This is a genomic window from Clostridium sp. FS41, from assembly GCF_000954015.1.
GTDB classification, from domain to species: Bacteria; Bacillota; Clostridia; order Lachnospirales; family Lachnospiraceae; genus Enterocloster; species Enterocloster citroniae.
The window spans coordinates 34,483-55,772 of sequence record NZ_JYHN01000067.1 but is presented as its reverse complement, the minus strand read 5'-3'; the positions used below and the strand labels follow the sequence as shown (position 1 = coordinate 55,772).

General features: G+C 51.4%; 20 protein-coding genes and 1 other annotated feature. Of the genes, 17 read left to right on the top strand and 3 right to left on the bottom strand.

Annotation, left to right across the window (positions count from 1 at the left end; translation table 11 throughout):
• Positions 1–21: 21 nt before the first annotated feature.
• Both CLFS41_RS20030 and CLFS41_RS20025 read right to left on the bottom strand, forming a co-directional pair.
• Complete coding sequence (locus tag CLFS41_RS20030; RefSeq protein ID WP_045093270.1) at positions 22–990, bottom strand: CPBP family intramembrane glutamic endopeptidase; 969 nt, start codon at positions 988–990, stop codon at positions 22–24.
• A gap of 45 nt (positions 991–1,035) precedes the next feature.
• Positions 1,036–1,635, bottom strand: a complete 600-nt coding sequence (locus tag CLFS41_RS20025; RefSeq protein WP_200895102.1) for a hypothetical protein — start codon at positions 1,633–1,635, stop codon at positions 1,036–1,038.
• 246 nt (positions 1,636–1,881) lie between these two features.
• Between CLFS41_RS20025 and CLFS41_RS20020 the strand changes: the two genes are divergently transcribed.
• The 17 genes from CLFS41_RS20020 (at position 1,882) to CLFS41_RS19945 (ending at position 19,949) form a co-directional block, all read left to right on the top strand.
• The gene (locus CLFS41_RS20020) at positions 1,882–5,469 is read left to right on the top strand and encodes a DUF5717 family protein (protein WP_007864026.1); all 3,588 of its coding nucleotides are present in this window, start codon (positions 1,882–1,884) and stop codon (positions 5,467–5,469) included.
• Positions 5,470–5,525: 56 nt separating this feature from the next.
• On the top strand, positions 5,526–6,749 hold the full coding sequence (locus CLFS41_RS20015; RefSeq protein WP_045093269.1) for a DUF5716 family protein: 1,224 nt from the start codon (positions 5,526–5,528) through the stop codon (positions 6,747–6,749).
• Positions 6,746–7,558 (top strand): hypothetical protein, encoded by an 813-nt coding sequence (locus CLFS41_RS20010; RefSeq protein WP_045093268.1) that lies wholly within the window; start codon positions 6,746–6,748, stop codon positions 7,556–7,558. Before CLFS41_RS20015 ends, CLFS41_RS20010 begins: the two co-directional genes overlap by 4 nt.
• Before the next feature lie 56 nt (positions 7,559–7,614).
• Entirely contained in the window at positions 7,615–8,103 is a 489-nt protein-coding gene (locus tag CLFS41_RS20005; RefSeq protein WP_045093267.1) for a YbaK/EbsC family protein, read from the top strand.
• A gap of 93 nt (positions 8,104–8,196) precedes the next feature.
• Positions 8,197–8,449 (top strand) — a binding site (T-box leader).
• Between the two features lie 66 nt (positions 8,450–8,515).
• Positions 8,516–11,158: a valine--tRNA ligase gene (locus CLFS41_RS20000; RefSeq protein WP_007864032.1), complete on the top strand. Its 2,643-nt coding sequence runs from the start codon at positions 8,516–8,518 to the stop codon at positions 11,156–11,158.
• Between the two features lie 32 nt (positions 11,159–11,190).
• Complete coding sequence (locus tag CLFS41_RS19995; RefSeq protein ID WP_045093266.1) at positions 11,191–12,429, top strand: BTAD domain-containing putative transcriptional regulator; 1,239 nt, start codon at positions 11,191–11,193, stop codon at positions 12,427–12,429.
• A gap of 24 nt (positions 12,430–12,453) precedes the next feature.
• Entirely contained in the window at positions 12,454–13,365 is a 912-nt protein-coding gene (locus CLFS41_RS19990; RefSeq protein ID WP_045093265.1) for a DMT family transporter, read from the top strand.
• Positions 13,366–13,542: 177 nt separating this feature from the next.
• Entirely contained in the window at positions 13,543–14,919 is a 1,377-nt protein-coding gene (locus CLFS41_RS19985) for a folylpolyglutamate synthase/dihydrofolate synthase family protein (protein ID WP_045093436.1), read from the top strand.
• 16 nt (positions 14,920–14,935) lie between these two features.
• Positions 14,936–15,076 (top strand): hypothetical protein, encoded by a 141-nt coding sequence (locus CLFS41_RS30475; RefSeq protein ID WP_007864040.1) that lies wholly within the window; start codon positions 14,936–14,938, stop codon positions 15,074–15,076.
• 3 nt (positions 15,077–15,079) lie between these two features.
• Complete coding sequence (locus CLFS41_RS19980) at positions 15,080–16,390, top strand: tetratricopeptide repeat protein (protein WP_007864042.1); 1,311 nt, start codon at positions 15,080–15,082, stop codon at positions 16,388–16,390.
• Between the two features lie 90 nt (positions 16,391–16,480).
• Positions 16,481–16,822, top strand: a complete 342-nt coding sequence (locus CLFS41_RS19975; RefSeq protein WP_007864043.1) for an anti-sigma factor antagonist — start codon at positions 16,481–16,483, stop codon at positions 16,820–16,822.
• A 40-nt stretch (positions 16,823–16,862) separates the two neighbouring features.
• Positions 16,863–17,324, top strand: coding sequence for an anti-sigma F factor (gene spoIIAB / locus CLFS41_RS19970; RefSeq protein WP_347468727.1), 462 nt, complete (start codon positions 16,863–16,865; stop codon positions 17,322–17,324).
• Positions 17,325–17,329: 5 nt separating this feature from the next.
• Positions 17,330–18,049 (top strand): SigF/SigG family RNA polymerase sporulation sigma factor, encoded by a 720-nt coding sequence (locus CLFS41_RS19965; protein ID WP_007864045.1) that lies wholly within the window; start codon positions 17,330–17,332, stop codon positions 18,047–18,049.
• Positions 18,050–18,128: 79 nt separating this feature from the next.
• On the top strand, positions 18,129–18,371 hold the full coding sequence (locus tag CLFS41_RS19960) for a hypothetical protein (RefSeq protein ID WP_007864047.1): 243 nt from the start codon (positions 18,129–18,131) through the stop codon (positions 18,369–18,371).
• A complete protein-coding gene (locus CLFS41_RS19955; RefSeq protein ID WP_007864049.1) occupies positions 18,368–18,994 on the top strand; it encodes a stage V sporulation protein AA in 627 nt (208 codons plus the stop codon). The genes CLFS41_RS19960 and CLFS41_RS19955 overlap by 4 nt, the downstream gene beginning before the upstream one ends.
• Entirely contained in the window at positions 18,981–19,424 is a 444-nt protein-coding gene (locus tag CLFS41_RS19950) for a stage V sporulation protein AB (protein WP_007864051.1), read from the top strand. The genes CLFS41_RS19955 and CLFS41_RS19950 overlap by 14 nt, the downstream gene beginning before the upstream one ends.
• A gap of 63 nt (positions 19,425–19,487) precedes the next feature.
• A complete protein-coding gene (locus CLFS41_RS19945) occupies positions 19,488–19,949 on the top strand; it encodes a SpoVA/SpoVAEb family sporulation membrane protein (protein ID WP_007864052.1) in 462 nt (153 codons plus the stop codon).
• Positions 19,950–20,014: 65 nt separating this feature from the next.
• On the opposite strand, the gene CLFS41_RS19940 is transcribed toward CLFS41_RS19945, so the two are convergent.
• On the bottom strand, positions 20,015–21,208 hold the full coding sequence (locus CLFS41_RS19940) for an MFS transporter (protein ID WP_007864053.1): 1,194 nt from the start codon (positions 21,206–21,208) through the stop codon (positions 20,015–20,017).
• Between the last annotated feature and the right edge of the window lie 82 nt (positions 21,209–21,290).

The window sequence follows — 21,290 nt, the reverse complement described above, 5'->3', positions numbered from 1 at the left end:
TTCAGATAATAGCCAGTTGTTTTATTCAGATGACAAAGATTTGGAAGGAGCGGAGTCCGTGTCTGCAAGGAAGTCATAGGTGCTGTTTTTATAATAACGCCATACAAAGATAAAACCCAGCAGAGTCGCCAGGGTGGTGAGTATCCCTCCTTCAATCCCAAACATCCCGCCATTAAGCAGGTTGTTTGCGGTAAATTCCGTTTTCACCACTCCGGGAACCGTAAGTCCGCTGACCGGCATACCGTAGATGACGCCCTGAAAGGTATTCCATGTGAAATGATACCCCATGCACATCCACAGATTGCCTGACCGGATGAACATGTAGGAAAAGAGGATCCCCACCAGTATGATGTTTAAAATGGATAAAAAGGTCACATCCGGATTGGACAGATGGATCAGGCCGAATATGACAGAGGGCACCAGCGTGATGAAATAGAGATTCCGGCACCTGCGCAGGACTGCCATTAAGAATCCCCGGTTTAACAGTTCCTCGGCAGCGGCAACCAGAACAAAGACAAAGATCCACCAGAAGGTGAGGGCTGTGACATGGGGAACCCAGGATACCACGCGGCCATTGCCCACTGTAACGACCAGGAGAAAGACAATGGAACAGTTGATGATTCCAAGGGCCATGCCTGCCCATCCCTCACGCCTGCCCCGGTTACCTGTGGTAATCCCCATTTCTTTGCAGGGATGGCCCATGATCAGACGCCAGGAAATCAGCGGCACGGCGATCATGATGATTTCAGTGAGGATCTGCATGGCGATGGGCAGCACGGTATCATTGAGCCAGTTGGTAAAAGCAGACAGCTCGCCGGTGGCGGGATTGATATGGCCGGTTTGGACCAACAGGGCGCTGAGGGCCATAATGACCGCAGTACCGGAAAGAAACACAAAAACATAAAAGGCGGCCATTACCGCTAATATGATCCAACCGGAGCGGACCTCCCCGTACCGGTTCTTAAAAATTGGATTTCCATGATGAGTCATAATGAATTATCTCCTTTGATCAGTGTGATTTTAGTATATACGCAATCACTTCATGATACAAGTGCTGTTTGCATCCGGCCCGCCCAGCTTTCTAAGACAGTCCACCAGACGTGATGACAGGATAACGGTGGTGACTGTGAGAAATATTTCCAGGGCGCTGCTGACAATCCCTGCCACGGCCAGAAGCACGGCCGAGACCACTACGATCACGGCAAGGCCAAGGAGGAATGGCCGGTAAGCCCTGGGAGCGGAGGGATACTGGCTCCAGGAGACTAATGCTAAGAAGACCAGCAGCACCGTGGACACAAATGCAAATATAATGTGCAGAAATGATTTTAAGGGCAGCTGCTCCGGCAGATAGGGGGTGGTGACCGCGCAGAAAAGAAGGAGCAGGGCGGCGGGGAGCAGCCGGGCTGCCAGCGGTTTTAGGCGGATCTGTTTTCGGATCGCCCTGTAGATCATGTAATAGTATACACCTACCATCACACCCCACAGAAAAAAAGCAAGTTTCCGGTCAATCAGGTTGCCGATCACGGAAAAGTTGGTGGTAAACCAGTTATAACCCCTGGTAAAAAGAATGGTGTAGGCTGGGATCAAGAAATAAGCTAGTATTTTTATCATCATGGTTGTAATTGGCTGCTGCATGGGCGGCAGCGGATTCCTTTGCAAATATCCGTCAATTATAAAGTAGACAGAGTGCGTAGTCAAATAAAAAAATTATGAACCGCAAGGAGATACGGTCCATGGCCGGCAGGGGGAAGGTTACTGTCTGGAATTTTGATAGTATTTACATAAAGATTCAATTAAAACTTTTAAAACATATTAAAATGTGGTATCATGTTACGTAAGTGTGAACAATATACACATAAGGATAAAGATACAGGTGGTACTATGAGGGAACGGATTAACCGTCTGGCCAGGGGAATTATTGACAGCGGGATTCCGGAACTGGTGCTGGCTCCGGATCAGTTGGAGACAGTGGTTCCGGCGGGTGAGGTCATCCGTGGTGAGATTGTGGTGAGCAGCGCCAACAATCTGCATATCAAAGGACTGGTGTACTCCAGCCATGAGAGGGTGCAGGTGGTCAACAATGCATTTGGCGGGCTGCGAAACCGAATAATATACGAAGTCAACAGCAGATATACAGAGCATGGGGACGTCATTAAGGGATCTTTTTATCTTGTCACCAACGCAGGTGAGAGGGAGATTCCTTATTCTTTGTGCGTTCAGGCCGGAAATACAGGGGATGTGTACGGCGCCCTTGCCACACCCAGGGATTTTGGGCTGCTGGCAAAACGGGATCTGGAGTCCGCTCTGAGGATGTTTGAATACCAGGATTTTACAGAAGCTCCCTTTATGAAGGACGCCCGCGTCCGTACCATCTATGAGGGGTTAAAGGGCAGGGCGGGCAGGAGGAATCTTCTGGAAGAATTTCTGGTGGCCCTCCATGTAAAGGAGCCGGTAAAGCTGACACTGGACACCAGAGGCCGGGTATATGAGAACCCGCTGGAACCGGTGGGGGATTTTATTGATATTGCTTCCAGCGGCTGGGGGTATGTGTCCGCAGAGATCGATGCGGACGTGCCCTTTGTTGAACTGGTAAGCCGGAAGATAACGGACCGGGATTTTGTCAACGGCAGATGCCGGGTACATTACAGGATCGTACCCTCAAGGCTTCATAAGGGCCGCAACTTTGGCCGTATCAGGATACGGTCCCTGAGGGAAGACTTTATAATAGAGATAGAGGCTGAGGGCGATACCACGGTGGATATCACCGGGCGGGGCCTGAAAGAGGGGGACATGGACAGGGAAAGCCTGTTCCGGTATCTTTCCCTGCGCCTGAATTACGAGACAGGAATCTATGAGCCGGCTCTGATACTGAACCAGATGACAAAGGAGGCGGAGCACCTGCGCGCCGGTTTCCCGGATGACGAGAGGACACGCCTTCTTCAGGCGGAGCTTTTGATCCTCAACGGTAAGACGGACAGTGCATCCATGGTGTTGGACGAGGCCAGGGACAGTGTATTGAGAAGACGCGAGGAACGGGTGGATATCTACTGCTTTTACCAGTACCTGCGCCTACAGGTTAAGCCTGACCGGGAACAGAAGGATTCCCTGGTCCGCTACATCAGGAAACTGCTGTGGGAGGACGGGGCGGTCAGGCCCTACCTCTTCCTTTTGCTGATCAGGCTGGATGAGACCATGGCCCAGAATCCTCTGAAGCTTTATGAATCCATGGCCTCCCTGTTTGAGAACGGGTGCAGCAGCCCGTTTTTGTACACCGCGGCCTGCAGGCTTTTGGAGGAGCATCCGGACCTTTTGGTGCATTTGGGTGATTTTGAGATACAGGTCCTGTATCTGGGAATACAAAAAGGCATGGTAGGCCGTCAGACCGCAGTGAAGGCTGCGGGGATGGCCCTGGGTATCAAGCATTACAGGAAACTGGTGGAGCGCCTGATGGTAAAGTTATATGATGCCTATCCCCAGGTCTGCCTTCTGGAGGCGGTGTGCAGCATCCTGATCAAAGGGGAGCGCAAATCAGGGGAAGCGTTCCTGTGGTATGAAAAGGCGCTGCAGCAGGGAGTGAACCTGACCAGGCTGTATGAATATTTCCTGTACTCCCTGCCCGGGGATTACGGCCATCTTCTTCCCAAGGAAGTGCTGCTGTATTTCTCCTATGACAAGGATCTGGACAGCCACAGCCGTTCCGTGCTCTACAGGAATATTTTACTGTATATGAATCCGGCATCGGAGCTTTATCAGACTTATACAAGGCATATGGAACAGTTTGCCATGGAGCAGCTGTTCTGCTCCAAGATCAACAGCCGCATGGCGGTAATCTATGAGCATATGATCTACAGGGATATGATCGATGTCCGGGTGGCCAGGGTGCTTCCGGGGATCTTAAAGTCATGCCGCATCAGGTGTGATGACCCAAGGATGAAGTATGTGATCGTGCGCTATGAGGAACTGGAAGAGGAGGAGGCATATCTTTTGGAGGACCAGGCAGCTTATGTGCCTCTGTTTTCCGACAGGAATGTCCTGCTGTTCCAGGACTCATACGGCAACCGGTATCTGGATGTAAAGCACTGGAAGGTCCCGGTGATGGATAAGCCGGAACTTTTGGACCAGTGCTACAAGGTATATCCGGGCCATCCCATGCTCAGGCTCAGGGAGTGCAGGAATATACTGGACAAGGGCGTGGAGACGGACCGCCATGCAGAACTTTTGGAAGAGGCCATGGTGCAGATGGAACTGTCTCCCGTGTTTGAATCAGCCATCCTTCAGGCAGTGACGGACTATTACTGCAAACGGGCGGTTGGGGACAGGGAGGGGACAGGAGGATTTAACTGCACCTACCTGATCCAGCTGGATAAAAAACGGCTGGGGGTAAAGCAGAGGCAGCAGATCTGCGAGACACTGATCAGCCAGAACTATATGCGGGAAGCATATGACATGATACGGGAGTATGGAAGCCAGTATATAAGCCCCAACCGGCTGATGAAGCTGTGCGCCAAGACGATCCTGATGCGCTTGTTTGACCAGGACGACCTGCTGCTGCACATGGCTTACCAGGTGTTCCGGTCAGGCGCTTATGACAGCGTCATAATGGATTACCTCTGTGAGCATTTTAACGGAACCGGGTCCCAGATGTATGAAGTGCTTATACAAGGGGTAAAGGAACATGTGGAGACCTATGATCTGGAGGAGCGTCTGCTCTGCCAGATGCTGTTTACAGGCAACTGTGAACAGATGGATTCGGTCTTTGAACTTTATATGAAACGAAAGGCCACCAGGGAGATCATTGTAAAGGCATACTTTACCCAAAAAAGCGTGCAGTATTTCCTGGAAGGCCGGGAGATGGACCAGCGCGTGTTTGAGTACTTAAAGCATGCGGTGGCCGGTATCATTGAAAAGGACAGGATGCCCACTATTTATCTGCTGGCACTGACGCGCTATTTTTCAACCCTGGATCGGATCGATGAGGAGGATACGGCTCTGTGCAGGAGCATGATGTCCGTCTTGCTGGAGGAGAGCCTGGTATTCCCTTATACCAGGGAATTGTCCAGACATATTCCCATCCCTGAGGATATCATGGACAAGGCCATGGTGGAATACAGGGGCAAAAAGGACGGGCATCCCGAACTTCAGGTCAGGATCCTGCCCGAGGAGACGGATTGGCACGGCGAGGATTTCAGAAGGGTGTATCAGGGAATCTATGTAAAACAAAAAGTACTCTTTGAGGGTGAAACCATGGAGTACAGAATATATGACCATGTGGATGGAAAACGCATACTGGCGGCAGAAGGACAGGTGGAGTGCGACCATAAGCTGGAGGGCAAGGAGAACAGCCGTTTTGCCTGCCTCAACGAAATGGGGACCGCACTGAAGGAAAGGGACAGCAGCAGGCTGTCCGATGCAATGGAGGATTATCTCAAAAAATCAGCCGCACTTGGCAGGCTGTTCCCCATTGAGTAAGTGTTCCACACTGAATTTCAGGCACATCCCAGAGTAAAGTTATGGAGGAGTCGTCTATGGACGGGCTTGTGATTGGATTGGATCTGAATGATGATTACACTCAGATCTGTTGTTATGATAAAGAAAAGTCCTGGACCATTCCTACGGTGATCTGCCGCAGGAAGGAAGAGGAAACCTGGCTCTCAGGGGAGAACGCTTACGCAGCTACTCTCCTGGGGGAAGGGGTTATTGTAGATAAGCTTTTAAAGCTGGCTGCAAAGGATGGGACATCCACCATTGGAGGTATCTGCTACAGCGGAAGCACGCTTTTGAAGCTGTTTATCCAGAAGATGCTGGAATACCCCAAAAAAGAGTTTGGCAAGGACAAGGTGGCGCAGCTGGTCATCACGCTCCAGAATGTGGATGCAAGGCTTTTGGATACCCTGATGTACTGTGCGGATTTCCTGGGGATACCCAGGGAACGGGTTCATGTGATCAGCCATACGGAAAGCTTTATCTATTATGTGCTGAGCCAGAAAAAGGAACTTTGGACCAACCAGGTGGGGCTGTTTGAACTGTCCTCAGAACGTCTGTGTTATTATGAGATGAAGGTCATCAGAGGCATGAGAAGAAACATGGTACAGGCCGAGGCGCAGAACCAGGAGGAGGCATTTAACCTGGATATTCTGGATTCTCCCTCGGGAAGCAAGCTGGCTGACAAGATACTTTGTTCCTGCGGCGAAAAGCTTCTCAGCAGAAAGCTCTTTTCCACGGTGCTTCTCACCGGAAAAGGATTTGAGCGCCAGGACTGGGCCGGCGGTTTTATGAGACTGGCATGCAACAGGAGAAAGGTATTTGTGGAGTCCTATCTGTTTGCCAGAGGGGCTGCCTATAAGGGGGCGGATTACACCCACGAGGATACATCCTACCCCTATATATTCGTGTGCGAAGGCAGGCTCAGGGCTGAGGTGGCCCTGAAGGTACTGCGCCGGGGCAGGGAAAGCAATCTGGTAGTGGCCTCTTATGGGGATAACTGGTATGAGTCAAAAAGCTCCCTGGACCTGATCGTGGATGGGCAGAATGAGATTGAATTCACAATCACGCCCCTGGATTCCAAGAAAAAGAAACTGGTGCGGATCCCTTTAAGCGGATTTCCGGAACGGCCGCCCAGAACCACCAGAGTTGAGCTAAAGGTTGGATTTACTGATGAGGAAACCATGATGATGGTGATAGAAGATAAAGGATTCGGGGAACTTTTCCCGGCCACCAAAGCTGTGGTGAAACAAGAGGTAAGCTTATGAGTTTGATACTTTGCAGGCATGAGCCCGTAGAACATCCCTACTATATTGATGTGTTGGGAATCCATATCCACTCTTCCCAGGAACTGTGTTATGTGATCTACAACCATCCCATCCTTGTGATGGATGATTTTATGGATGAGCTTCTCATTGAATTCATACGCAGGGAGCTGGATGTGGATTATCTGGCAGGCAGGATGGAGAAGCTGATAGAGACAGGCAGCCGTTCAGAGGACGTGCTCATGCTGTTTTTGTCGGAATGCGATTATTACAGTGATAAGGAAATACAGAAGTTTAAGCAGACCGTGGCCGCTCTCCGGGCCCTGCATCCGGCGGAATATGAAAAGGAGAGGGCGGACTATATGTTCCGGGCCCGCCAGTACGGCAAGGCGGCCCAGAGATATACCAAGGTTCTGGAATATCCAAAGGACAAAAAGGTGGACGACCTATTCCTGGCCAGGGTCTACAATAACCTGGGTGCGTCCTACGCCATGATGTTCCAGTTCCGCAGGGCTCTTGCGTCCTACGATAAAGCATACGGCTTGGGAAAGGATCTGGATGTGCTGAAACGGATCTATTTCCTCTCTGTCTTTTCGCCGGAGCTGGATGTGAAGGAGCGCTACCAGTCCATTTTTACAGAGGAGCTGAGGAGCCGGTGGAAAAAGGAGATGGATGCGGCCAGCCTGGACGCCGGGCAGGATGAGGAGGTAAGGGCCCTGCGGGCTTTGTTTAAAAAGGATCCCATCAAGCGCATCAACGGGGCGGCCCAGATGGTGCAGCGGTGGAAGCAGGAGTACAGGATGATGGTTTAGGTCCCTGGTGATGCTGGTTTGACGGGACCGTATCGGATCAATGGAGGTAAAAGGACATGGCATTTGACATTGCAAAGGAACATCTTAAAAAAATGGGGCTGGAGGACAGGATTTATACCTTTGAGGTTTCCAGCGCCACGGTGGAGCTGGCGGCCTCGGCTGTGGGATGTGAACCGGCCCGAATAGCCAAAACGCTTTCTTTTATGGTGGAAGGCGGACCGGTGCTCATCGTGGCGGCAGGGGACGCAAAGGTGGACAACCACAAATATAAAGAACAGTTTAAGACAAAAGCCAAGATGCTCTCACCGGACGAGGTGACAGACCTGGTAGGACACAGCGTGGGCGGCGTATGTCCCTTTGGTGTGAAGGAGGGGGTAAGGGTTTATCTGGATGAGTCGTTAAAGCGCTTTGACGCAGTGTATCCTGCCTGCGGAAGCGCCAGCAGCGCGGTCCGGCTGTCCATACCGGAACTGGAAAAGGCCTCCGGTTATTTGGAGTGGATCGATGTGTGCAAAGCCTGGCAGATGGCAGTGATGGCCAGCTAAGCCTGCGGCTTAGTCTATCGCTGAGCTGCAAAGATGAAAACAGCTTGACAAATGGTAAAATAATCTTTATGATTGTTAAGTAAATCAATGAGATCAAAGGTTATGAGGAAGAGGAGTACACCATAACAGCCAACAGAGAGGGAGGCCCATGGGCTGAAAGGTATCCCGGGTGGATGGATGGTGGAAGGTAGCTTCTGAACTGGGACGGTGAAGGAACCGGGAGTTGTGGCTCCTGGGTTTTGTGTAACTGTCTGACGGGCGGCTCCGTTACAGGCTAAAGAGATTGCCGGATGAAGAGGTGCTTCCGGCAGAATAAAGGTGGTACCGCGAGTTATTCGCCCTTTGCACGGCTGATGCAGCCGAAGGAGCAAAGGGTGTTTTTTTATTTCATAGGGAAAAAGGAGATTAAAAGATGAAGGAACTGGAAAAAACCTATAATCCGGCGGCCATAGAGGACCGTCTGTACGAGAAGTGGTTAAAAGGAAAATATTTCCATGCAGAGGTGAACCGCAGCAAAAAGCCCTTTACCATTGTTATGCCCCCTCCCAATATCACAGGTCAGCTTCATATGGGACATGCCCTGGATAACACCATGCAGGATATATTGATCCGTTATAAGAGAATGCAGGGATATGAGGCGCTGTGGCAGCCCGGAACGGACCATGCAGCCATTGCCACCGAGGTCAAGGTCATAGACAAGCTGAAAAAAGAAGGTATTGACAAAAGAGATCTGGGACGGGATGGATTCCTGGAGGAGTGCTGGAAGTGGAAGGATGAATATGGGACCAGGATCGTGAATCAGCTTCATAAGCTGGGCTCCTCCGCAGACTGGGACAGGGAGCGGTTTACCATGGACGAGGGCTGCTCCGATGCGGTCCTGGAAGTCTTTGTAAAGCTTTATGAAAAGGGATATATCTATAAGGGATCCAGGATCATCAACTGGTGCCCGGTCTGCCGGACTTCCATCTCAGACGCAGAGGTGGAGCATGTGGAGCAGGACGGCTTTTTCTGGCATATCAATTACCCGGTGGCAGGTGAACCTGGAAGGTTTGTGGAGATCGCCACCACCAGACCGGAGACCATGCTGGGCGACACGGCAGTGGCGGTGAACCCGGAGGATGAGCGTTACAGCGACATTGTGGGCAAAATGTTAAAACTTCCTCTGACAGACAGGGAGATCCCCGTGATTGCCGATGCTTATGTGGACAAGGAGTTTGGAACCGGCTGTGTTAAGATTACCCCGGCCCATGATCCCAATGACTTTGAGGTGGGAAAGCGCCACAACCTGGAGGAGATTGTTATTTTAAACGATGACGCCACCGTGAATGTGGACGGGCCATATAAGGGAATGGACCGCTATGAGGCAAGGAAGGCCATTGTGGCCGACCTGGAAAAGCAGGGCTTGTTAGTGAAGGTGGTTCCCCACTCCCACAATGTTGGAACCCATGACCGCTGCAAGACCACGGTAGAACCCATGGTAAAGCAGCAGTGGTTTGTGAAGATGGAGGAGATGGCCAAGCCGGCCATAGAAGCCCTTAAGAACGGAAGCCTGAAATTTGTGCCCGAAAGCTTTGGAAAGACATATCTCCACTGGCTGGAAGGGATCCGCGACTGGTGTATTTCCCGCCAACTCTGGTGGGGACACAGGATTCCTGCCTACTACTGCCAGGAATGCGGCCGTATCGTGGTTGCAAGGGAAGCGCCCCATACCTGTCCGGACTGCGGGTGCACCGCCTTTAAGCAGGATGAGGATACCCTGGACACATGGTTCTCATCTGCCCTCTGGCCTTTTTCAACCCTGGGATGGCCGGAAAAAACAGAGGACCTGGATTATTTCTATCCCACGGATGTGCTGGTTACCGGATACGATATTATCTTTTTCTGGGTGATCCGCATGGTGTTCTCCGGCATTGAACAGACCGGCCGGAACCCGTTCCACACGGTTCTGATCCACGGCCTGGTAAGGGATTCCCAGGGCCGCAAGATGAGTAAGTCCCTGGGGAACGGCATCGACCCGCTGGAGGTCATTGACAAGTACGGCGCAGATGCCCTGCGCATGACCCTGATCACGGGAAATGCACCTGGCAATGATATGCGTTTTTACTGGGAGCGGGTGGAGAACAGCCGCAATTTTGCAAATAAAGTGTGGAACGCATCACGTTTCATTATGATGAATATTGAAAAGGCGCCGGATATAAGCGGCGTGGACGCGGACAGCCTTACCATGGCAGACAGATGGATCTTGTCCAAGGTGAATACGCTGACAAAGGATGTAACGGAAAACCTGGATAAATATGAGCTGGGGATCGCTCTTCAGAAGGTTTATGATTTTATTTGGGAAGAATTTTGCGATTGGTATATTGAAATGGTGAAGCCCAGGCTGTACAATGAAGAGGACGGGACAAAAGCAGCGGCGATCTGGACGCTGAGGACTGTCCTGATCCAGGCTTTAAAACTCCTTCACCCATTCATGCCATTTGTTTCCGAGGAAATATTCTGCAACCTTCAGGAAGAGGAGGAGACCATCATGGTTTCCCAGTGGCCCGCATACAGGCAGGACTGGGACTTCAGGGAGGAGGAAGGGTCCACGGAAACCATTAAGGAAGCGGTGCGGGCCATCCGCGGCGTCCGCACATCCATGAATGTACCGCCCAGCAAAAAGGCCACCGTGTACGTGGTTTCTGAGGATGAGGGACTGTTGTCCGTATTTGAGCACAGCAGAAGCTTTTTTGCAACCCTGGGATATGCGGGAGAAGTCATACTGCAGAGGGATAAGGCGGGAATCGCCGAAGACGCGGTATCTGCCGTGCTCCCCAAAGCGGTTATCTATATGCCTTTTGCCGAACTGGTGGATATTGAGAAGGAAGTTGAACGGCTCAGGGCTGAAGAAAAGCGCCTGGCAGGAGAACTTGCCCGGTCTAACGGCATGCTGAACAATGAGAAGTTCGTAAGCCGCGCACCGGAAGCCAAAATAGCTGAGGAAAAGGCAAAGCTTGAAAAATATACACAGATGATGGAACAGGTAAAGACACGTCTGGCACAGCTTCAGAAGTAGGAAAAGTACCAGACAGAGAGGGAGAACAAAGCATGATTGATACATCAGGAAACAATCCGGTGATCCAGGTGAACATGTTCGGAGGATTCACCATCACCATGGATAACAGAACCATGAGCGACAGCGATAACCGCTCCAGGAAAGCCTGGAGCCTGCTGAGCTATCTGATCGTCAACCGGCGCAAGGATGTGAGCATTAACGAACTGTTCAATGCCATATGGCAGGAAGGGATGCAGGACAATCCTTACGGGGCTTTAAAGACCCTGGTTTTCCGGGTGCGGAAGATGATGGAAGCTGCAGGCTTTCCCTCTCAGGAACTGATCCTGAACCAGAAGGGGGCCTATATGTGGAACCCCTCCTGGAAGCTGACCATTGACACGGACCGGTTTGAGTTTTTGTGCAAGCGCATATTAAACTCCCAGGATGACATGGGAAATCTGGAACCGGAGTGGAGGGATGCCCTTGGACTTTACAAGGGCACCTTTCTTCCAAAGTCTGCGGATGAAAGCTGGGTCAATCCCTTACATACATATTACCACTCCCTTTACCAGAAGCTGGTACGGGCTGTCTCGGAAGATCTGATGGAGCGGGGGGACTACGCACAGGTGGAGGAAATCTGTACACAGGCTGTTTCCATAGACCGGTTTACAGAGGATTTTCATTATTATCTGATCTATGCGGCTTACAAAAAAGGTGACCAGAAAAAGGCCCTCCAAAATTACAGGGATACCACGGAGATGTTCTACCGTGAGCGGCTGATGACCCCCTCGGAGCGTTTTAAGGAAATGTACCGGGTGATCAGTGACAGCGAACAGGAAGTGATCACGGACCTGAATGTGATCCAGGAGGCCTTGGACCGTAACAGTAGCTGCGGGGAGGAGAAAAACCGGGGCGCTTACCAGTGCGAATACGCCGTATTCAAACGTCTGGTGCAGCTGGAGAGGCGCGGGGTGGAACGCAGCGGCGATTCGGTTTATCTGTGCCTGCTCACCGTGGGTGACAGGAAGGGGCGCACCTTAAAGCCGGAGATACAGGCCAGGGCCATGGAACGTCTCAGGAATGTGATCAACAGTTCGCTGCGCTCCAGCGATGCATTTGCCCGCTATAGCGTCAGCCAGTTTATCATCCTGCTGCCCTCAGCCACCTATGAGAACGGGGAGCAGGTCATGCACCGCATCCTGTCAGCCTTTAACAAGGCCTATGTGCGCAAGGATGTGTCTGTTTCCTACAGCCTGAATGTGGTGCTGCCCCAGGAAGAAATCTTACAATAAAATTACAGCGAGGTTATAACTAACATGAAGATGAGAAATGCGGTCCTGCTGCTTTTGACAGCCACCATATGGGGAGTTGCATTTGTGGCACAGAGCGTGGGAATGGACTATGTGGGTCCGTTGACATTTAACTGTGTCCGAAGCCTGATCGGTGGAGTGGTTCTGCTGCCATGTATTTGGTATTTTGACAGGAAGCGGGCGAAAGCGCAACAGACCGTATCCATACCGGGAGCCGGAAAGACATTGGTGACCGGAGGCGTCTGCTGCGGTGTGTTCCTGTGTCTTGCCAGCAATTTCCAACAGTTCGGCATACAGTATACCACGGTTGGAAAAGCGGGATTTATCACCGCCTGCTACATTATCATTGTTCCGATCCTGGGACTGTTCTTTAAAAAGAAATGCAGCCCTGTGATCGTGGGCGCAGTGGCGCTTTCCGTGGCGGGATTGTACCTGCTGTGCATGACAGGAGGCGACCTGTCGGTGAACAAGGGCGACCTGCTGATGCTGGTCTGTGCCGCCCTTTTTGCAGTGCATATCATGATCATTGACTTTTTTTCACCGGTGGTGGACGGAGTTAAGATGTCCTGCATCCAGTTTTTTGTGTGCGGCATACTTTCGGGAATGGGAATGCTCCTGTATGAGACACCGGATATGGGGCAGATCCTGGCCGCATGGGCACCTGTGCTTTACGCAGGCGTCATGTCATGCGGTGTGGCTTACACCCTGCAGATCATCGGGCAAAAGGGAGCGGACCCCACGGTGGCGTCCCTGATCCTCAGCCTGGAATCCAGCATATCCGTACTGGCGGGATGGGCCATTCTCAACCAGAAGCTTACGGCCAAGGAGTTAACCGGCTGTGTCCTGATGTTTGCAGCCATTATCCTTGCACAGCTGCCCGTGGGCAGAAAGTCTGCGGCTAAGGCACAGGAGGCATGACGGCACGCGCCAAAGCAAGCAGATCCGTGAACATATAAAGCAAGGCTTGTCGGTTGGTGACGAACCCTGGCGAGAATATCCGGTTGATAATTACATAAAATTGGGTTAATATTATAAAAGCCTGTCTCTGGATGATCAATGGTCCATGGCAGGCTTATTAGAAAGAATGGTAATGAAATGGGAAGAGCAGAGGAATATTTGAATCAGATTCCTATGTGGACCAGAAAAAAGAATTCTCTGGAAGATGTCAGAAGCGTGCTGAATGCCATGGGCGCGCCTGACAGGGATATACCGGCCATCCATGTGGCAGGGACCAATGGCAAAGGCTCCGTGTGCGCCTTCCTTACATCCATGCTCAGGGAAGCAGGGTATCGGACAGGCACCTTTATTTCTCCTCATTTAGTGGAAGTAAGGGAGCGCTTTTTGATCAATGGGGCCATGGTGGGGGAACAGGACTTTGAGGAAGCCTTTGAGACTGTTCTCAGGGTCAGCCAAAGAATGGTGGAAACGGGCAAATGTCATCCCACTTTTTTTGAATTTCTTTTCTATATGGCAATGGAACTGTTTAAGAAACAGGAAGTGGATGTGATGGTCCTGGAAACCGGGATGGGAGGAAGGTTAGACACTACCAATGTGCTGGAGCACCCCTGTGCCTGTGTGATCACGTCCATCAGCTTAGACCACACCAAGTATCTGGGGGATACCCTGCAAAAGATTGCGGCAGAAAAAGCGGGTATTATCAAAAGCAGCGTTCCTCTTATATTTGACGACAACCAGCCCCAGGTATCCACGATCCTTGAGGGCTGCGCATTCCGCCGGGGCGCTGCCCGCTATCCTGTGGGCAGGGAAGACTACCGTGTGGAAGGTGTGGGGGAGGACGGGCTTACGGTCAGTGCCAGGATGAAGGATGATAAGCGGTTAAAGATCCAGATCCCTTTTGAGGCGTTTTATCAGGCGGAAAACGCCATGCTTGCCGTGCGTACCCTGGATGTGCTGAGACACACGGGGATGAGGTGCAGGAAGCACAGCCGGGTTTTAGGCCATAAACCTGAGGGAGCGGCCGGAGCCATTACGTGGAATATTACGGATGAGCAGATCGTCCGGGGGATCAAAAAGACCATGTGGCCGGGGAGAATGGAGCAGGCGGCCCCGGGCGTCTATCTGGACGGGGCGCATAACCCGGGAGGGATCGGCGCTTTTATACAGACTGCCCGGGAGATAGCAAAGCGGTTGGGGAAACATCCCTATCTGCTGTTTGCGGCTGTGTCGGACAAGGATTACGGGGAGATGGTGTCCCAGCTCTCCAAAGGAATTGCCTGGGAGACCATTGGAGTGGTTCATATGAACAGTGACCGTGGCTTGTCCTCGGAAGCGCTGGCCAGGGAATTTGAGAAAGACACGGACTGTCCCGTCCTGTCCTTTGAGGACACAGGGACAGCGGTGAGAAGAATGAGGGAGATCAGCGGGGAAGGGGTATTGTTCTGCGCAGGATCCCTGTACCTGATCGGGGAGATCAAAGCAGCTTTGGAGCGCCTGAAACAGAAGGAGGCCTGAAAGGAGTTGAACATACATGATTGATTTTGAAGAGGAAATTGAGCGTTTTAAGCCGAGCCTGGATGTGGAGGAAGTGGAGGACGCCATTGTAAAAAGTGATTTAACAGATATGACTGACATCATGATGGAACTGATTAAAGAGAGAGGCGAAAAGTAAGCGGTGAATATAGACTATGGAAGAAAGAACCAGCAGATCGCCAACAGCTTCTATAATCTGGGCCTGGAAAAGGCAAAGATCAGGGATCTGTCCGGCGCGGCCCAGTGTCTGAAGAAAAGCCTTCATTTTAATAAATTTCAGACGGACGCCCGTAATCTGCTGGGCCTTATATACTACGAGAACGGGGAGGTGGCCGATGCCCTGGTACAGTGGGTCATCAGCCTTAACCTCCAGCCTGAGGGAAACCTGGCCGACCATTATCTGGATGAGATCCAGAGAAAACCGGGACAGCTGGAGCGCGAGAGCCAGAATGTGAAGACATTTAACCAGGCCCTGTGGCACGCACAGAATGGAAGCGATGACCTGGCTATCCTGCAGCTGGCAAGGGTGGTGGAGTCGAATCCCCATTTTGTGAAGGCCCATCTGCTGCTGGCCCTGCTGTATATGAGCAGGGAGGATTACAACAAGGCGGGCCGCTCCCTGTACAAGATCCTTCAGATTGACAAAAGCAATCAGAAAGCCCTTTATTATATGTCCATTGTAAAGCAGAACACGGGCAGGGCGGACGCGGAAAAGAGGAAGATGGTAAAAGCGTTTTCCCACAGGCAGATGGAGGATGATGATGTGATCATCCCCAACAGCTACAAGGAGAGCACCGGGCTTTCCACCATCCTCCATATTATTATAGGCCTGTTTTTGGGGGTGGCGGTCTTCTTTGTCCTGATCCTTCCGGCCAGGACAAAGGCTCTTAACAGCGAGAAGAATCAGGAGATCATTGCCTACAGCCAGAAGCTGGGCAATGCCAACCAGCAGTACGATATGCTGAAATCAGAGTATGATAAGCTGGATGCCCAGGCCAAGGAAGTGCAGTCAAGGCTGGATGAGCTGACCAACGGCAATACCAGTGTCATGGCCCAGTACCAGGGGCTTATATGGATCCTCCAGAATTACAGGACAGGGGATATGGTGACGGCGGCCAAATCATTTGCTGAAGCCAGCTTTGACCTGATCGAGGATGAGAACATACAGGCCATTGTGGAAAGCATACGCCAGGATATGACGGCCAATATCTATCAGACCCTGGTGGAACGCGGCCTTACCCTTTGGAACGCGGGCAAGAAGACAGAGGCCATGGATTATTTCCAGGCCAGCCTTACCATCAGGCCGGACAACCCGGAGGCTCTTTTCTATGTGGGCCGTCTGTACCAGGATGCCGGTGATATGGACAATGCCAATACCATGTTTGACAAAGTGGTAAATGAATTCCCCAGTTCTGATTATGTGGACAGGGCAAGGAACGCCAGAGGATATTAACACAGTAAGATACTACAGAAGATAAGTTTTATACGTCTTTTGTAGTATCTTTTTTTATTATTACATCGCATAAGAAAGGAGTATGAGAGCATGGATCATACAATGTTTACCTATGAAGCCAGGGAACAGACGCTGGTCATCCATCTTCCAAAGGAATTGGACCACCACAATTGCAGGAATCTGAAAAGCGATACGGATCTGCTTCTTGACGAAAATTATATTAACAGGATCGTGTTTGATTTTACACACACATCTTTTATGGATTCCTCGGGGATCGGAGTGCTGCTGAGCCGTTACAAACAGATGGCCGCAAGCAGGGGGAAGGTGGCTTACTATGGGGCGGGAGCCCAGGTGAGGCGGATACTGGAAATGGGCGGGATGAACCGTCTGATACAGGGCTATGACGACAGGGAATCGGCCCTTAAGGGATGAAAGGGAAGAAGGAAGAATGGAGGATAAGAAAATGGAATCAATGATGGAAAGTCCCCGATTCAATCAATCAGGGAGCTGTAAGGAACATTTGAGGCTGGAGATGGACAGCCTTTCCCAGAACGAGGAGTTTGCCAGGGTCGTGACCGCTGTTTTCATGAGCAGGCTGAATCCTACCCTGGAGGAAGTGGATGATGTGAAGACCGCTGTGTCCGAGGCAGTGACCAATGCGGTCATCCACGGCTACCAGGGCCGGGGAGGGGTTATCCATATGGAAATCACGGCCGATACACAGGAAAATGTGCTGGAGGTGTGTGTAAAGGACACCGGGGTAGGGATCGCGGATGTAAAAAGAGCCATGGAGCCAATGTTTACCACGGATCCTGAGGGCGAGCGTTCCGGCATGGGATTTTCCTTTATGGAGGCATTTATGGATCAGGTGGATGTACAGTCAGAACCGGGTAAGGGAACCCTGGTATCAATGAAGAAATTCATCGGCAGGTGACGCAGATGGATGAGACCATGAAATTAATAGGTATGGCTCACGAAGGGGATAAAGCAGCCAGGGATCAGCTGGTGATGGACAATGTAGGGCTCATATGGAGCATTGTAAGGCGTTTTACAGGCCGGGGCTACGAGATGGAGGATCTGTTCCAGATCGGAAGCATTGGGCTTATAAAGGCCATTGATAAATTTGACACGGGATTTGACGTAAAATTCTCCACTTACGCGGTGCCCATGATAACCGGGGAGATCAAGCGCTTTCTCAGGGATGACGGAATGATCAAAGTAAGCCGCTCGATCAAGGAAATGGGGATACGGGTCAGGGCTGCCAGGGAGGAGATGACATACAGCCTGGGACGGGAACCCACCATTGAGGAGATCGCCAGGCATCTGGATACCAGCCGTGAGGAAGTGGCGGCATCCCTGGAGGCAGGCGCCGAGGTGGAATCTTTGTACCGGCCCGCGGGCAATGGGGATGACAATACCACGTTCCTGATGGACCGGCTGGAGGAGGAGAACAATGACCATGAGGAACTGCTAAACCGCATGGTGCTAAAGGAGCTCATGGAAGGCTTGAACGAGGAGCAGAGGGAGATCATTGTCAGAAGGTATTTTTACAACCAGACCCAGACCCAGATTGCCAAGGAACTGGGGATTTCCCAGGTACAGGTTTCACGTCTCGAAAAGCGGATCTTAAAAGAAATGCGAATGCGCTATGAAAAATAAAAAAGTATAAATTTAATTTTTCAAACCATACTAGTTATCAGAACCAATCAAACCAGTTTACGAAAAGGATGTGATCTATATGGGTTTTGGTAAGCGAGTATGTGAAATTCTGGCAGTTGTCGGGGCGCTTGTCCTGATAGGGGTCCTGGTGTGGTATCTTTCATCCGCCATGGGTGACAGGGGATATGAAAAGGAAGGAACCCTTGTGTGGGAGGAGCAGAATACGGTACCGGAAGAGGAGGCTTATCCGGCCTTTGTGACAGACCCTGCATCCAGGATGTACGGGGAGCAGGAACTGTCAAGGAGCGGACGGGGATTATGAAGCACACAGTCTATGTAAAACTTAGTCAGATAACAGAACTGACACACAAGGATGTGGTTTTAAAGGATGTGGCCCAGGTCTACTGTGATGACCAGAACGTAATGAACAAGTGCAATTCCATGAAGGTCATGACTGTAAAGCTGGATGAAAAAAGGCGCTATATTATGAGCGCCCTGGATGTGACACGCAAACTGATTGAGATGGATTCCACCCTGGATGTAAACCATGTGGGGGAAGTGGACTTTATCATTGCATATAAGCCGCCAGCACCTCCCACCTATGTCTGGGAATGGACGAAAACAATCTTTGTCTGCGGCATCTGCTTTTTCGGCGCAGCCTTTGCGATCATGACTTTTAACAATGACGTCAGCGTGACTGACGTGTTCAGCGAGATCTTTAAGCTTGTTATGGGATATGAATCAGGAGGATTCACCGTATTGGAGGCCAGCTACAGCATAGGCCTGGCAGTGGGGATCATCGGGTTCTTTAACCATTTTGCTTCTATAAAGCTGAATACGGATCCCACTCCTTTGGAGGTGGAAATGCGTCTTTATGAGGATAATATCAGTAAGACCCTGATTGCCGAGGACGGCAGAAAGGAGTCCAAAATTGATATTACTTAAAAAGATTCTGCTGGCTTTTTTCGGCCTGTGCGCCGGCGGCGTCATTGCAGCCGGCGTATATGCTTTTCTGGCTATTATCGGTGTATTCGTGCGCCTTATGGGAAAGACAGGCACCAGAAAACATATTATACTGTATGAGACAGTGATCGTGCTGGGAGGCGTGCTGGGAAATATTGTGGATATCTATGAGTTTCCCATCTATATGGGAAGCTTTATAGGCACCATTTTCCTGGCAGTGGCCGGCGTGTGCGTGGGGATCTTTGTGGGATGCCTGGTTATGTCCCTGGCGGAGACGCTGAAGGCGCTGCCGGTCATCAGCCGGAGGATCCATCTGGCCGTGGGGCTTCAGTACCTGATCTTTGCCCTGGCCGCCGGAAAACTTACAGGATCCCTGGTCTATTTCTGGTTCCGTATGGCCTCCATGGGATAAAGCGTACTCCCGGAGTCTCAGAGAGTGCACCAAAGTGAATGTGATGAAAAGGAGTGGGAAGCGATGGAAATTGATAAGCAAAAATATGGGGAATATGTAAAGGAGATCACACCGGTCCACAACCTGCCTAAAAGCATGGCATGCGCCTTTTTGGTGGGAGGCGTCATCTGTGTGATCGGGCAGTTTATCACCAATTTTCTGATGAACCGGATGGGGATGGAGCAGGAGCCGGCAGCCATATGGAATCTGCTGGCCCTGATCTTTCTAAGCATTGTGCTCACAGGGCTGAATATTTATCCCAAGATCGTAAAATTCGGCGGTGCCGGTGCACTGGTTCCCATTACAGGATTTGCAAATTCAGTGGTGGCACCAGCCATTGAGTTCCATGCAGAGGGGGAGGTGTTTGGCGTGGGCTGCAAGATATTTACAATTGCCGGACCGGTGATCTTATATGGGGTCCTTACCAGCTGGGTATTGGGACTGATCTACTGGGTTGGCGGATGGATGGGGATTTTCCAGCTATAACAATAGATATGGCGGTTGAAACAAGACAATGGGACGGAGTACGTTTGGTTGTCTTGTTTTTTTGTCTATATGCTGCTTAAGCCGCCCTTTAAAGCCACACCGGCCGTACATGCCATAACAGCCAGGCCTCCGCCTATGAGCAGGTACTGGATTCTGACCGCATCAGCCAGAGGGCCGAACACCATCATGCCCAGGGGAAGGGCACAGGAGGTGGATATCTGCATGAAGCTGAATACCCTTCCCTGCATGGAGGGCTCTACCCGTTCCTGGATGGACACGGTGACCGGAGATTGATAGCAGGGGGCGGTGATACCGATCATGGTGTTGAGCGCCAGATAGGCCCAGAAGGCGGAAGCCGTCCCCAGCCCCAGCATCAGTATGCCGTAAGCCGCACCGGCCATGAGGGTGGTGTTCAGCCGCTTTTTAAACCCGCCCCAGGAAGTGATGAGAAGCCCTCCCAGTACGGTACCAATGCTGTATGTCATTTCAGAAGCGGTCAGCCGCCAAACCTGGGAGCCGAATGTACGGCTTACCATCAGGGGAGTGAGGAAGGCGGAGGGGCTGATGAGGAAAAGGATTGCGATCTGGAACATCAGCAGACGGCGCACAAATGTATTGGAGCGCAGATACCGGAATCCTTCCTTTAAACTGTCAATTTGTGCATTTCCCTCAACCGTATTTTTACGGTACATGGGAATTGTCAGGGTGGATGTGATCCCCACGCCTATAAGCGCGGTGGCCACATCGATGAGCAGGGTGGCCTCCAGACCGGCTGCGGACAGAATGGCACCGCTGGCAGCCGGGGAGAGGAACATCATAAGGGAGGTTAAGGTGCTCTGGATACCGTTCACGCGCATCAGATGCCGCGGCGGAACGATTTGGGGGATAACGGCATTCACTGCCGGTGTCTGGATCCCTGTGCCCGCAGAACGCACAAAGAGCACGATAAAAAGCAGCCGTATTTCCCGGCAGCCGGATAAAAAGGCCGCAGCCAGGGCAAGGGTTGCAAGGGCAATCACCGCGTCCGATACCATGATCAGTTTTTTGCGGTCATACCGGTCAATCCATACCCCGGCAAACAGGGAGATGATAATCTGAGGCGCAAAGCCGCAGATGGTGGAGATGGTCAGCATCCTGCCCGAGGAGGTGGAGAGCGTGATGTACCATACAATGGCGTACTGCACCAGGGAGGAGCCGAAAAGCGATATGGTCTGCGCGGTCAAAAAGCGCGCAGTGGTCTGTTTCCAATGGGAATTCACGGTAATGATACCTCGTCTTTCTAAAATCCCATACTATCAGATATTCCCGGTTCTGTCAATTTCCTAAAGCCATTGGAATATC

Excerpts from the sequence above, each read along its gene's own strand:
- spoIIAB (WP_347468727.1), top strand. The coding sequence starts at position 16,863 with ATGATGGAAAGTCCCCGATTCAATCAATCAGGGAGCTGTAAGGAACAT.
- CLFS41_RS20005 (WP_045093267.1), top strand. The coding sequence starts at position 7,615 with ATGGCATTTGACATTGCAAAGGAACATCTTAAAAAAATGGGGCTGGAG.
- CLFS41_RS20015 (WP_045093269.1), top strand. The coding sequence starts at position 5,526 with ATGGACGGGCTTGTGATTGGATTGGATCTGAATGATGATTACACTCAG.
- CLFS41_RS20010 (WP_045093268.1), top strand. The coding sequence starts at position 6,746 with ATGAGTTTGATACTTTGCAGGCATGAGCCCGTAGAACATCCCTACTAT.
- CLFS41_RS20030 (WP_045093270.1), bottom strand. The coding sequence starts at position 990 with ATGACTCATCATGGAAATCCAATTTTTAAGAACCGGTACGGGGAGGTC.
- CLFS41_RS19960 (WP_007864047.1), top strand. The coding sequence starts at position 18,129 with ATGGGTTTTGGTAAGCGAGTATGTGAAATTCTGGCAGTTGTCGGGGCG.
- CLFS41_RS19965 (WP_007864045.1), top strand. The coding sequence starts at position 17,330 with ATGGATGAGACCATGAAATTAATAGGTATGGCTCACGAAGGGGATAAA.
- CLFS41_RS19955 (WP_007864049.1), top strand. The coding sequence starts at position 18,368 with ATGAAGCACACAGTCTATGTAAAACTTAGTCAGATAACAGAACTGACA.
- CLFS41_RS20000 (WP_007864032.1), top strand. The coding sequence starts at position 8,516 with ATGAAGGAACTGGAAAAAACCTATAATCCGGCGGCCATAGAGGACCGT.
- CLFS41_RS19975 (WP_007864043.1), top strand. The coding sequence starts at position 16,481 with ATGGATCATACAATGTTTACCTATGAAGCCAGGGAACAGACGCTGGTC.
- CLFS41_RS19990 (WP_045093265.1), top strand. The coding sequence starts at position 12,454 with ATGAAGATGAGAAATGCGGTCCTGCTGCTTTTGACAGCCACCATATGG.
- CLFS41_RS19995 (WP_045093266.1), top strand. The coding sequence starts at position 11,191 with ATGATTGATACATCAGGAAACAATCCGGTGATCCAGGTGAACATGTTC.
- CLFS41_RS30475 (WP_007864040.1), top strand. The coding sequence starts at position 14,936 with ATGATTGATTTTGAAGAGGAAATTGAGCGTTTTAAGCCGAGCCTGGAT.
- CLFS41_RS20020 (WP_007864026.1), top strand. The coding sequence starts at position 1,882 with ATGAGGGAACGGATTAACCGTCTGGCCAGGGGAATTATTGACAGCGGG.
- CLFS41_RS20025 (WP_200895102.1), bottom strand. The coding sequence starts at position 1,635 with ATGCAGCAGCCAATTACAACCATGATGATAAAAATACTAGCTTATTTC.
- CLFS41_RS19985 (WP_045093436.1), top strand. The coding sequence starts at position 13,543 with ATGGGAAGAGCAGAGGAATATTTGAATCAGATTCCTATGTGGACCAGA.
- CLFS41_RS19945 (WP_007864052.1), top strand. The coding sequence starts at position 19,488 with ATGGAAATTGATAAGCAAAAATATGGGGAATATGTAAAGGAGATCACA.